Source organism: Verrucosispora sp. WMMC514 (assembly GCF_027497295.1).
Classification (GTDB): domain Bacteria; phylum Actinomycetota; class Actinomycetes; order Mycobacteriales; family Micromonosporaceae; genus Micromonospora; species Micromonospora palythoicola.
In genome coordinates, this window is record NZ_CP114906.1 from 3,546,035 (window position 1) to 3,557,919 (window position 11,885).

At 72.2% G+C, this 11,885-nt stretch carries 13 protein-coding genes; 12 read left to right on the forward strand and 1 reads right to left on the reverse strand.

Annotated features, from left to right (window positions below; genetic code table 11):
* Positions 1 to 2: 2 nt before the first annotated feature.
* Complete coding sequence (locus O7597_RS16595) at positions 3 to 1,013, forward strand: nucleoside triphosphate pyrophosphohydrolase (RefSeq protein ID WP_281580086.1); 1,011 nt, start codon at positions 3 to 5, stop codon at positions 1,011 to 1,013.
* Positions 1,014 to 1,132: 119 nt separating this feature from the next.
* The gene (locus O7597_RS16600; RefSeq protein WP_281580087.1) at positions 1,133 to 2,752 is read left to right on the forward strand and encodes a DUF885 domain-containing protein; all 1,620 of its coding nucleotides are present in this window, start codon (positions 1,133 to 1,135) and stop codon (positions 2,750 to 2,752) included.
* 30 nt (positions 2,753 to 2,782) lie between these two features.
* On the opposite strand, the gene O7597_RS16605 is transcribed toward O7597_RS16600, so the two are convergent.
* Positions 2,783 to 3,475 carry a hypothetical protein gene (locus O7597_RS16605; protein WP_269739805.1) on the reverse strand — a complete coding sequence of 231 codons (693 nt, stop codon included), beginning with the start codon at positions 3,473 to 3,475 and terminating at the stop codon, positions 2,783 to 2,785.
* Between the two features lie 221 nt (positions 3,476 to 3,696).
* Between O7597_RS16605 and eno the strand changes: the two genes are divergently transcribed.
* From eno to O7597_RS16655, 10 genes are all read left to right on the forward strand, one after another.
* The gene (gene eno / locus O7597_RS16610) at positions 3,697 to 4,980 is read left to right on the forward strand and encodes a phosphopyruvate hydratase (protein ID WP_269739804.1); all 1,284 of its coding nucleotides are present in this window, start codon (positions 3,697 to 3,699) and stop codon (positions 4,978 to 4,980) included.
* A gap of 29 nt (positions 4,981 to 5,009) precedes the next feature.
* Positions 5,010 to 5,621, forward strand: coding sequence for a septum formation initiator family protein (locus tag O7597_RS16615; RefSeq protein ID WP_281580088.1), 612 nt, complete (start codon positions 5,010 to 5,012; stop codon positions 5,619 to 5,621).
* A 22-nt stretch (positions 5,622 to 5,643) separates the two neighbouring features.
* Positions 5,644 to 6,201 carry a DUF501 domain-containing protein gene (locus O7597_RS16620; RefSeq protein ID WP_269739802.1) on the forward strand — a complete coding sequence of 186 codons (558 nt, stop codon included), beginning with the start codon at positions 5,644 to 5,646 and terminating at the stop codon, positions 6,199 to 6,201.
* On the forward strand, positions 6,198 to 6,710 hold the full coding sequence (locus O7597_RS16625) for an amino-acid N-acetyltransferase (protein WP_269739801.1): 513 nt from the start codon (positions 6,198 to 6,200) through the stop codon (positions 6,708 to 6,710). The genes O7597_RS16620 and O7597_RS16625 overlap by 4 nt, the downstream gene beginning before the upstream one ends.
* 348 nt (positions 6,711 to 7,058) lie before the next feature.
* The gene (locus O7597_RS16630; RefSeq protein WP_269742645.1) at positions 7,059 to 8,012 is read left to right on the forward strand and encodes a Ppx/GppA phosphatase family protein; all 954 of its coding nucleotides are present in this window, start codon (positions 7,059 to 7,061) and stop codon (positions 8,010 to 8,012) included.
* A 127-nt stretch (positions 8,013 to 8,139) separates the two neighbouring features.
* Positions 8,140 to 8,826, forward strand: a complete 687-nt coding sequence (locus O7597_RS16635; protein WP_281580089.1) for a dienelactone hydrolase family protein — start codon at positions 8,140 to 8,142, stop codon at positions 8,824 to 8,826.
* Positions 8,819 to 9,559 (forward strand): uracil-DNA glycosylase, encoded by a 741-nt coding sequence (locus O7597_RS16640; protein WP_281580090.1) that lies wholly within the window; start codon positions 8,819 to 8,821, stop codon positions 9,557 to 9,559. The genes O7597_RS16635 and O7597_RS16640 overlap by 8 nt, the downstream gene beginning before the upstream one ends.
* Before the next feature lie 8 nt (positions 9,560 to 9,567).
* A complete protein-coding gene (locus O7597_RS16645) occupies positions 9,568 to 10,296 on the forward strand; it encodes a DUF4129 domain-containing protein (RefSeq protein ID WP_281580091.1) in 729 nt (242 codons plus the stop codon).
* Positions 10,293 to 10,877, forward strand: a complete 585-nt coding sequence (locus tag O7597_RS16650; protein ID WP_269739797.1) for a hypothetical protein — start codon at positions 10,293 to 10,295, stop codon at positions 10,875 to 10,877. Before O7597_RS16645 ends, O7597_RS16650 begins: the two co-directional genes overlap by 4 nt.
* Positions 10,877 to 11,884 carry a MoxR family ATPase gene (locus tag O7597_RS16655; RefSeq protein ID WP_164446087.1) on the forward strand — a complete coding sequence of 336 codons (1,008 nt, stop codon included), beginning with the start codon at positions 10,877 to 10,879 and terminating at the stop codon, positions 11,882 to 11,884. The genes O7597_RS16650 and O7597_RS16655 overlap by 1 nt, the downstream gene beginning before the upstream one ends.
* Position 11,885: the final 1 nt, after the last annotated feature.

An 11,885-nucleotide genomic window follows, 5' to 3' on the forward strand; every position in this document is an offset into this window, starting at 1 on the left:
GCATGCCCCGGATCGTCCTGCTGGTGACCTCGCCCCGGTTGCCGGCCGGGCTGCTGACGGCAGCCGCCTGGGACGTCGTACGCGCGGCTCCGGTGCTGGTCGCCGAGGAGAGCGAGCTGACCACGGCGCTGCGGTCGGCGGGCGCCGAGGTGCGGGTGCTCGACGGGCCGCCGGTGCCGGCGCTGCTCGACGCGGTGGCGGCACACGACACGGTGGTCTGGCTGGCCGGCCCGGCCGGCGACGAGTCGGTGGCCCGGGAGTTGGGGCTGCGGCTGGCCCGCGAGCCAGGGTTGGCGGAGCTGGAGCTGATGTACGGCTCGTGGGATCCTCCGGGCGCTCGCCTGCTGGACGCGGTGGCGGTGCTCGACCGGCTGCTCTCGCCCGGCGGGGATCCGTGGAAGCGGGCGCAGACCCACCGCAGCCTGGCCCGCTTCCTGCTGGAGGAGAGCTACGAGGCCTATGACGCGATGAGCGCCGGGGACACCGACGCGCTGCGCGAGGAACTGGGCGACGTGCTGCTCCAGGTGGTGCTGCACGCCCGGCTGGCCGAGGAGTTGCCCGAGGACGAACGCTGGACCATCGACGACGTGGCCGGTGGGCTGGTGGACAAGATGATCCGACGCAACCCACACGTCTTCGCCGGTGCCGAGGCGGGCACCCTGGAGGAGATCACCGCCAACTGGGAGCGGATCAAGCAGGCGGAGAAGGCCCGTGACTCGGTCCTCGACGGCATCGCGTTGAGCCAACCGGCGCTCGCCCTGGCGGCGAAGATCGTCGAGCGTGCCGCCCGGGCCGGCGTCACCGCGCCGCTGCCGTCACCGGAGACACAACCCGACCCCGAAACCACCCTCGGTGCCCACCTGCTCGCCCTGGTCGCCCAGGCCCGCACGTCCGACGTGGACCCCGAAGCCGCCCTCCGCCGCACCGCCCTCTCCCACGCCCAAACCATCCGCACCACCGAACCCCCACCCCCACCCCCACCCCTACCCACCACCCCCACCCAGCCGCGTTGATCATGAGGTTAGCGGAGCGAAATGTCGGATTCCGTGCCGCTAACCTCATGATCAACGCGGCAAAGGTGGGGGTGGGGCGCTGGCGGGCGGGTTTGGGTGGGGGTGGTTAGGGTCGGGGGGTGGAGCGGTTTCGGGTGGTGGGGGAGCGGGTTGTCGAGGCGTTGCTGGGGGGTCGGCCGGGGCTCGCCGCGTTGGCGGGGGACCATCGGGTTGACGACCGGCTGCCGGATTTCTCGGCCGACGCGGTCGCGGGGGACCGGGCGATGCTTGTCGACGCGGCGAGCGCGCTCGTCGAGATCGACCCCGATGACCTCGACGCCGAGGAACGGGTCGACCACGCCCTGCTCTCCGCCCTCGTCGACCGGGAACTGTTCGAGCTGACCGAGATCCGGGGACACGAGTGGGACCCGCTCGTCCACAACCCCGGTCCACTGCTGCACGCCCTGCTGTCGCGCCCGTACGCGTCGGTGGAGGTGCGGCTGACCGCCCTCGCCGGCCGGCTCGCCGCGATCCCGGACGCGCTGGCCACCGCGCGCGCGACGTTGCGTGACATGCCCCGGATCCACGCCGAGACGGCGGTCGGCCAGTTCACCGGGGTGGCGGCGCTGATCCGCGACGAGGTACCCGCGTTGCTCGCGCAGGCCCCCGCCGGCTTCGACCGGATCGAGCCGGCGGCCACCTCGGCGCTGGCCGCGCTCGACGAGTTCGTCGCCTGGCTGCGTGTCGGCCTGACCGCCGACGCCGGCCCGGGCCGCGATCCCCGCCTGGGTCGGCGGCGTTGGGAGGCGCGCCTGTGGCACACCCTCGACACCGAGCTGAGCGCCGCCGAGATTCAGCGGCGGGCCTGGGCGAACCTCGACCGGGTCACCGACGAGGTCCGCGCGGCGGCGGTCGAACTGGTCGGTGGCCCGGCCGACGACGAGACCGTACGCCGGTCCCTCGACCTGCTCGCCGCCGAACATCCCGACGACCACACGATCGTCGACCTGGCCTCGATCACCCTGGACGAGGCGAGTGACGTCGTCCGGGCGCACGACCTGGTGAGCGTGCCGGACGACCCGTGCGTCATCCAGGTGATGCCGCAGTTCGCCCGGGGTGTGGCGGTGGCCTACTGCGACGCGCCCGGTGGTCTGGAGACCGCTGCGGTGCCGACGTTCTACTGCATCGCGCCGACACCGGTGGACTGGCCCGCGCGCCGGGTCGAGTCGTTCTACCGCGAGTACAACGACCACATGATCCGTAACCTCACGGTGCACGAGGCGATGCCGGGCCATTTCCTCCAACTCGCCCACGCCCGGCGGTACGTCGGCTCCACCCGGGTACGGGCGTTGATCCGCTCCGGCCCCTTCGTCGAGGGGTGGGCGGTCTACGCCGAGGAGCTGATGGTCGACCGCGGCTTCGGTGGCCTGCCGGTGCGGTTGCAGCAGCTGAAGATGCAGCTGCGGATGACCCTCAACGCGCTGCTCGATCAGCTGACGCACGCCGAGGATCTGCCCGAGGCGGAGGCGATGGCGCTGTTGACCGGACGCGGCTTCCAGGAGGAGGGCGAGGCGGCCGGCAAGTGGCGTCGCGCGCTGCTGACCTCGGCGCAGCTGTCGACGTACTTCGTCGGCTACAGCGAGATGGCCGAGATCGCCGCCGCTCGCCCGCACCACGTGCCGCTGCGGGACTGGCACGACGAGATGCTCGCGCACGGCAGCCCGCCACCGCGCCACCTGCGCACCCTGCTCGACCTGTAGGCCGTCCGGCCCGGCCGCGCGGGGGCCGGCTCAGGGGCCCTCGGTGCGCCGGTCCACCACGTCGGCACCCGCCGGCAGGTCGAAGGCGCCGCCGTCGACCTGGTCGCGGTAGCGGCTCAGCGCCAGCTCGACCGGTTGCCCGTCGACCTGGCCGGTGAAGCTGCCCAGCGCGCCCTCCCCGGTCACGCAGGCGGTGAAGCTCTCCCCGTTCTGACGCACGTCGACGCAGGTCGCGTGGTGGCCGACGACGGTGCTGCTGCGCTCGGTGATGACCGCGTCCGGATCCAACGCCGCGGCGGTCAGCCGGCCCATCACCATCGGAGGCGTGACCAGCCCCTGCAACTCGGCCTCGGCGAAGACCACCACCGAGGGCTTGCTGTTGGGGGCGGGCGGCTCCTCCACGGTGCACACGGCCCGATCGCCGTCGGTGTCGCACCGGGTGGTCGCCTCGTCGGTGACGGTCAGCTTTCCGCCGGGCCAGGTGTAGCTGGACCGGGCCGGGTCCTGCGACTGGACGAACGACGCGCTCCGCCCGCCCGGAAGCTGGTACTCGGCCGAATAGGTCAGCTCCAGCGCCCGGTCCATCCGCGCGGCGAGGTCGTTGACGATGTCGGATCGACCCATGGCCCGCCCAGCGTCGTCCAGTGCCTGGCAGCCGGTGACGGTGAGCAACGCGATGACCGACACCGCGAGCGTACGGAGAGTGGTCGAAGCGGCGGGCATGACGACCAGCCTTGTCGATCGGGTCCCGCTCGTGCAAACCGGTTGCCGGTTGAGGCACGAGAATCCGGGAATGTCCGACCCGTCGGTTACCGCAGCGTGGTCGTCGACCCGCCCGGTCGCCGTGCCGGGGAGCGGGGACCGATACGCTGCGTTCAACACCTGCCGCTGCCGCACCGTCGCGGCCCATACCGGACGAGACCACACGAACGAGGAGCGACTCAGTGGCAACCATCGAGGTAATCGAGGCTCGGGAGATCCTGGACTCGCGGGGCAACCCGACGGTCGAGGTCGAGGTCGGGCTCGACGACGGCACGATCTCCCGGGCGGCGGTGCCCTCCGGCGCCTCGACCGGCGCCTTCGAGGCGATCGAGCTGCGCGACGGTGACAAGGACCGCTACCTGGGCAAGGGAGTGGAGAAGGCGGTCGCCAACATCGAGGACCGGATCGTCGACCAGCTGATCGGCTACGAAGCCAGCGAGCAGCGGGCGATCGACCAGAAGATGCTCGACATCGACGGCACCGACAACAAGGCCGAGCTGGGCGCCAACGCGATCCTCGGGGTCTCCCTGGCGGTGGCAAAGGCCGCGGCCGGCAGCGCCGACCTGAGCCTCTTCCGCTACCTGGGTGGGCCGAACGCACACCTGCTGCCGGTGCCGATGATGAACATCCTCAACGGCGGGGCCCACGCCGACAGCAACGTCGACATCCAGGAGTTCATGATCGCGCCGATCGGCGCGCCCAGCTTCCGGGAAGCGCTGCGCTCCGGTGCCGAGGTGTACCACGCGCTCAAGTCGGTGCTGAAGAAGAAGGACCTCTCCACCGGGCTCGGCGACGAGGGCGGCTTCGCGCCGAACCTGCCGACCAACGCCGCCGCGCTGGACCTGATCGCCGAGGCGGTGGAGAAAGCTGGCTACCGGCTCGGCACCGACATCGTCTTCGCCCTCGACGTCGCCGCCACCGAGTTCTTCGCCGACGGCAGCTACACCTTCGAGGGCGCGACCAAGAGCGCCGCGGAGATGAGCGAGTACTACACCAAGCTGGCCGACGCGTACCCGATCGTCTCCATCGAGGACCCGCTGGCCGAGGACGACTGGACCGGCTGGCAGACCCTGACCGCCGCGATCGGTGACCGGATCCAGATCGTCGGCGACGACCTGTTCGTCACCAACCCGCAGCGCATCGCCCGGGGCATCGCCGAGCAGGCGGCCAACGCGGTGCTGGTCAAGGTCAACCAGATCGGCTCGCTCACCGAGACGCTGGACGCGGTGGACCTGGCCCACCGGGCCGGCTTCAAGTGCATGATGAGCCACCGCTCCGGCGAGACCGAGGACACCACCATCGCCGACCTGGCGGTGGCGACCGGCTGCGGCCAGATCAAGACCGGTGCGCCGGCCCGATCGGACCGGGTCGCGAAGTACAACCAGCTCCTGCGGATCGAGGAGGAACTGGCCGACGCGGCGCGGTACGCCGGTGCCGGAGCTTTCCCGCGTTACCGTTCCGCCTGACCGATGCCGTACCTCGGGGGAGGGGTGTGATGCAGCAGCGCCGCACGCCGGGTGGTCAGCGTCCGGTCCGCCGGCCGGCCCGCGCCGGCACGGCCCGCGACGGTGGCGTCCGCGCCGAGTCGCGGTCCGCCGCCGGCCGGGCGCCGGCGGCCACCCGCGGTGCCGAGGGCGTACGCTCCGCCAAGCGCCCCGCCGCCGCCCGGCGGGCCGCCGCCGGTGGTGCGGTGACGCGGTTGTCCGCACCCCGATCCCGAGGTCTCACCGGCCGCGCCACCGTGCTGTTCGCGGTGCTGATCGCGCTCGCCCTCGCCTACACCTACCCGGTCCGGGTCTACCTCGACCAGCAGGCCGACATCGAGCGGATGGAGGCTGCGCAGGCGGCCCAGCGGGAGCTGATCGCCGAGCTGACCACCCAGGCGGAGAAGTGGCAGGACAAGGCGTACATCGAGACCCAGGCCCGGGAGCGGTTCTTCATGCGGCGGCCCGGTGAGAAGATGCTGATCCTGCTCGACGATCCGGCCGGCGCGGCCCGCGAGGCGGGCACCGCCGAGGGCCCGGTCACCCCGGTCACCCCCGACCCCTGGTACGACACGCTCTGGTCCAGCGTGCGCGCCGCCGACGCCCACCAGACCGAAGACTGAGCACCCGACGAGAGCTGGCATCGTGACTGTCGTACCACCGCAGGAGCCGGCGGCGGCCTCCGTACCCCCGCCGAAGCGGGAACCGGCCACGGAGGCCGACCTGGCCGCGGTGGGCGCGCAGCTCGGACGCCCACCCCGGGGCACCCGGGCGGTGGCCCACCGCTGCCCGTGTGGCCTGCCCGACGTGGTGGAGACGACACCCCGGCTGGCCGACGGCACCCCCTTTCCGACGCTGTTCTACCTGACCTGTCCCCGGGCGACCGCGGCGTGCAGCCGGCTGGAGTCGGCCGGCCTGATGAAGGAGATGGCGCAGCGGCTGGCCGACGACCCGGAGTTGGCGGCCCGGTACCGCGCGGCCCACGAGGACTACCTGACCCGCCGGGACGCCATCGCCGGGGTGCCCGAGATCGCCGGCATCTCGGCTGGTGGGATGCCCGGCCGGGTCAAGTGCCTGCACGTCCAGCTCGGTCACGCGCTCGCCGCCGGGCCGGGTGTCAACCCGTTCGGTGACGAGACGCTCGACCTGGTCGAGCCGTGGTGGACGACCGGACCCTGCGTCGACGTGCCGGAGCCCGGGTGAGCGACGACGATGTCGTGATCCGGCGGGCCCGGACCGCCGACGTACGGGCGATCCGGCGGTTGGTGGACACCTACACCGACGACCGCCGCCTGCTCAGCAAGGCCACCGTCACCCTGTACGAGGACGTGCAGGAGTTCCGGGTCGCCAGCCGGGTCGCCGACGGCACGGTGGTGGGCTGCGGCGCGCTGCACGTGATGTGGGAGGACCTGGCGGAGATCCGCACGGTGGCGGTCGATCCCTGCTGCCGGGGGCAGCGGATCGGGCACCGGATCGTCGCGGAGCTGATCGGCGCGGCACGGGAACTGGGCGTGGCCCGCATCTTCGTGCTGACCTTCGAGACCCGGTTCTTCGGTTCGTTCGGCTTCACCGAGATCGACGGTGCCCCGGTGCCGCACCTCGTCTACGAGCAACTGCTGCGCTCGTACGACGAGGGTGTCGCCGAGTTCCTCGACCTGGAACGGGTCAAGCCGAACACCCTGGGCAACACCCGCATGCTGCTACGCCTCTGACCGCCCCGCCGCCCGCTCCGCGCCGTCACCCGGGTTGCGCTGTCACTCGCTGTGTCCGACTCCCCTCTGGTCCACTTGCCACCTTGGCCCCTTTGCTCTGCTTACCCATACGCACAGGTTTACTTTCGGTGATGGTCGGCTGGGTATGGATCGATCTGGTCTTTCAAGGAACCCCTGTTCATGAGGGGTTTGCGTATAGGTAAGCAGAGCAAAGGGGGCGATGGGTAGGACGGTGGCTGCGGCTGTTCGACTTCGGAGAGTCACCACCGGTGTGGATACTGTCCGTGAATTCGATGGCCGTAGGGGTGGGTCGGCGGTGGCGGTAGGGTTCTCGGCGTGACGACGCGCGTGGCGGCCATCGACTGTGGCACCAACTCGATCCGGTTGCTGGTGGCCGACCTGCCCGATCCCTCGGCCGGGCCGGAGGCGCCGCTGGTCGACCGGAGCCGGCGGATGGAGATCGTCCGGCTCGGCCAGGGGGTGGACGCCACCGGTCGGCTCGCTCCGGAGGCGATCGAGCGGACCCGGATCGCGCTCGCCGACTACGCCGCCGAGATCGACAAGCTGGGTGCCGAGCGGGTGCGGATGTGTGCCACGTCGGCCAGCCGGGACGCGGAGAACGCGGCCGACTTCCGAGCGATGGTCGAGCAGACGCTCGGCGTCGTGCCGGAGGTGGTCAGCGGGGACGAGGAGGCGCGGCTGTCGTTTACCGGAGCGGTGCGCGGCCTGCCCGCCGACGCGCCGTCGCCGTACCTGGTGCTGGACATCGGCGGCGGCTCGACCGAGTTCGTCGTCGGCACCCGGGACGGTGGTGTCGACGCCGCTGTCTCCATGGACATCGGCTGCGTCCGGATGACCGAACGGCACCTGCGCGCGGACCCGCCCGGCCTGGACGAGATCGCCGCCGCCCAGGCCGACATCGCGGTCGCGGTGGATCGGGCGCTGACGGCCGTGCCGGGACGGCAGGCGGCCACGCTGGTCGGGCTCGCCGGGTCGGTCACCACCGTGGTCGCGATCGCCGAGGGCCTCACCGGGTACGACCCGGCCCGCATCCACCACGCCCGGGTGTCGTACGACCGGGTGGCGGAGGTGACCGCCGACCTGCTGGCCATGACGCGCGAGCAGCGGCTGGCCATCCCGGTGATGCATCCCGGCCGCGCCGACGTGATCGGTGCCGGCGCCCTGGTGCTCCGCGTCGCCATGGAGCGGGCCGGCATGGCCGCCGTGGTCGCCTCCGAGCACGACATCCTCGACGGCATCGCCTGGAGTATGGCAAACGCCAACGGGAGGTATCGGCGCTGACGCGAACGGGAGGTGAATGCCACTGTTCCGGCATCTTCCCGGCGGTGGTCACCGCGTGGCAGGCTACCCGCACGTAGGACCACTGGGCGACCAGCCAACGATGACTGACCGCTAGGAGGACGGGCCGATGGGCGAGATGGTTACCTACCGTGGTGATGCCGGCACGGGTGAGGGATATCTCGCGATACCCGCCACCGGCGCGGCGAGCCCGGCAGTGATCGTGATCCAGGACTGGTGGGGCCTCGTGCCGCACATCAGGTCGGTGGTGGACCGCTTCGCCGAGGCGGGCTTCGTCGCCCTCGCACCCGATTTCCGGCACGGCGAGCCGGCCGGAAAGCCGAGTGAGCCCCGGCGGCTGCTCAACGGGCCGCAGATGGACGAGACGGCACAGGAGATCGCCGCCGCCGCCGACTACCTCGCCGGCCGCGTCGAGGTCACCGGCAAGGTGGGCTGCGCCGGCTTCTGCGCCGGGGCCAGCCTGGCGCTGTGGGCGGCGAACTTCTCCGAGCGGATCGTGGCCACCGCCGCCTTCTACCCCCGGTTGCCCTGGGAGGGCATGCGTACCGAGTGGACCGACTACGCGGGCAAGGACGCGCTGGTGCACTGCTCGGAGGCGGACGGCACCTCCGCGGACCCGGGTGTGCAGGCGGTACGCCGGGCCATCGAGAACTCCGGCGGCACCTGCCAGCTGCACGACTACCCGGGCACCTCGCACGCCTTCTTCAACGAGGACCGGCCGGAGAAGTTCGACCAGCGGGCCGCCACCAGTGCCTGGGCGCGCACCCTCGAACTCTTCCGGGCCAAGCTTGGCTGAGTCGCGTACCCCCTCCGAGGTCGTCACCCGCGCCGCGCGCGCGACGGACCTGGCTGATCTGGACGCGGGCGTCGCCGACTGTTTCGCCTGCCCCCGGTTGGTCGACTGGCGGGAGGAGGTCGCCCGCACCAGGCGGGCGGCCTTCCGCGATCAGGAGTACTGGGGGCGGCCGGTGCCCGGCTTCGGTGATCCGGCGGCCCGGATCGCCATCCTCGGGCTGGCCCCGGCCGCGCACGGCGGCAACCGCACCGGCCGGGTCTTCACCGGCGACCGGTCCGGTGACGTGCTCTTCGCCGCCCTGCACCGGGCCGGCCTGGCCAACCAGCCGACGAGTGTGGCCGTCGACGACGGTCTGACGCTATGTGACATGCGGATCTTCGCCGCCGTACGCTGCGCCCCACCGGACAACAAGCCCACCCCGGGCGAGCGGGACACCTGCGCGCCCTGGCTGCACCGGGAGGTCGAGCTGATCCGGCCGACGCTGCGGGTGGTGGTGGCGTTGGGCGCCTTCGCCTGGGCCGCGTGGTGGCCGGCGTTACGCGCCGGATACGGCGTTCCTCCGCCCAGCCCGCGACCGCCGTTCGGGCATGGGGCACACTGGTCCGGCACGACCGGACCGGAACTGCTCGGTTGCTACCACGTCAGCCAGCAGAACACCTTCACCGGTCGGTTGACACCAGAGATGCTGGACGACGTGTTCGCCCGGGCGAAACTGCTGGCGGGGGTGGACTGAGGTAATCGATGGACGTGCTTCGCAGGTGGTGGCCGGTGACGGCGGTGATTGCCCTGCTCGCCGCCGTGACCCTGGCCACCGCGCACTCGTCGATCGGCGCGAGCCGGATACCGCCCGCGGTCAAGGACGCCCCCTTCGTGCTGGAGTACCCCAGCGGGGAGCCGCGTCCGTCGATCCCGGCCGAACCCCGCGAGGCCGCCGAGCAGACCCGTACCCGGATCCCGTCCTGGCTCGGCACGGTGGCGGTGGCGGTGCTCGGGCTGGCGCTGCTCGCCGCTCTCAGCTATCTGCTGTGGACCGTGGCCCGGGGGGTGCAGCGGCGGGTCACCCGGGCACTGCCCAGGCAGCCGACCCGGCGCAGTGCCGAGGGCACCGCCGCGGAGGTGGTCGCCGCCGTCGACGCCGGCCTGGTGGACCTGGACGACCAGGCCACCGATCCACGGACCGCGGTTATCGCCTGCTGGGTGCGACTCGAAGAGGCCGCCGCCGTCGCCGGGGTGCCCCGACTGACCGGTGACACCCCCACCGACCTGGTCACCCGGCTGCTCGCCGGTGATCCGTCCACCGGCGTGCCGGCGATCGTGAGCGCCGACGTGCTGGCCGGCTTCGCGAACGTCTACCGCGAGGCCCGGTACGCCACCCGCCCGGTGGACGAACGGACCCGGGACCAGGCCCGGGTGGCCCTGCGCCGGCTGCGTGGCGAACTGACCGCACTGGCCGGAGGTGAGCCGGTGTGAGCAGCACGAGTATCGACGACCTGCTCAGCTTCTCCGAGGACCGGCCGGTCCAGTCCGAGCGACGCCGGGGCGGGCGGCTGCGTACCGTCGCCGGCGTGCTCGGTGTCACCGTGGCGGTGACCGTGGTCGCCGTCGCCGGACTGCGCGCGGTCGGGCTGCGGGTCTCGTTGCTGGTGCTGGTCACCGCCGTGGTCGCGCTGCTGGTGGTACGCCGGATCGTCGCCACCCTCGCGCCACCGGCGAAGTCCGGCCAGGGTTCGTCGTCGCGGGGCGGCGAGGAACCCGGCACCTACAACTGGGACGCGCGGGACGCGCTGCGGGTGGCGGTCAACGGTTGGGCGACACCTCTGGAGTGGTCCAAGACGAGCCCCGAACGGTTCACCACGATGATCCTGCCCCGGTTGGCCGAGCTGGCGGACGAGCGGATGCGCCTGAAGTACGGCGTCACCCGCGAGTCCGACCCGACCCGGGCCCGCGCCCTGCTGGGCGACCGCCTGTCGACGTTCCTGGAGACCCCACCCCGCCGCACCCCTTCGCCGCGCGACCTCGCGGCGATCGTCGCCGAACTGGAGAAGATCTGATGAACGACGTCGGCCGGACGATGCCCCCCACCGAGGTCGGTCGCCTCGCCCGGGCCGTGCTGGACGCGGTGGGCCAGGTCGTGGTCGGCAAACGGGACGCCCTGGAGCTGGTGCTGGCCGGCATCCTCGCCGGCGGCCACGTGCTGCTGGAGGACCTGCCGGGGTTGGGCAAGACGCTCACCGCGCGGTCCTTCGCCCAGGCACTGGGCCTGGACTTCCGGCGGCTGCAGTTCACCCCCGACCTGCTGCCCGCCGACGTCACCGGCTCCTTCCTCTACGACCAGCGCAGCGGTGACTTCACCTTCCGGGCCGGGCCGGTCTTCACCAACCTGCTGCTCGCCGACGAGATCAACCGGACCCCGCCGAAGACCCAGTCGGCCCTGCTGGAGGCGATGCAGGAGAAGCAGGTCTCGGTGGAGGGCGTGACGTACCGGCTCGACGAGCCGTTCCACGTGCTGGCCACCGCCAATCCCATCGAGTACGAGGGCACCTATCCGTTGCCGGAGGCGCAGCTGGACCGGTTCCTGCTGCGGGTGTCGTTCGGTTACCCGGCGCAGGACGAGGAGTGGGAGGTGCTGCGTCGGCGGATGGCGCGCCGCCGGGAGGAGGCCGACATCAAGCCGGTGGTCGACGCCGGCACCCTGCGCGCCATGCAGGCGGCGTTGGAGGACGTCGTGGTCGAGGACTCGGTGGGCCGGTACATCGTGGCGCTGACCGCGGCCACCCGCGAGCATCCGTCGGTGCTGGTCGGCGCGTCGCCGCGCGGATCGCTGGCCCTGCTGCTGCTGTCCCGGGTACGGGCGGTGCTCTCGGGGCGGGACTACGTGGTGCCCGAGGACGTCAAGGACGTCGCGGCCCCGGCGCTGGCACACCGGATCACGTTGCGGCCGGAGATGTGGCTGCGCCGCGTCGATCCCTCCTTCGTGGTCGGTGAGGTTCTCGACGGCACCCCGGCGCCGGCCAGCGGCGCGCTGCCCAGCTACGCCGCCGGTCGGCCGGGAGACTGAC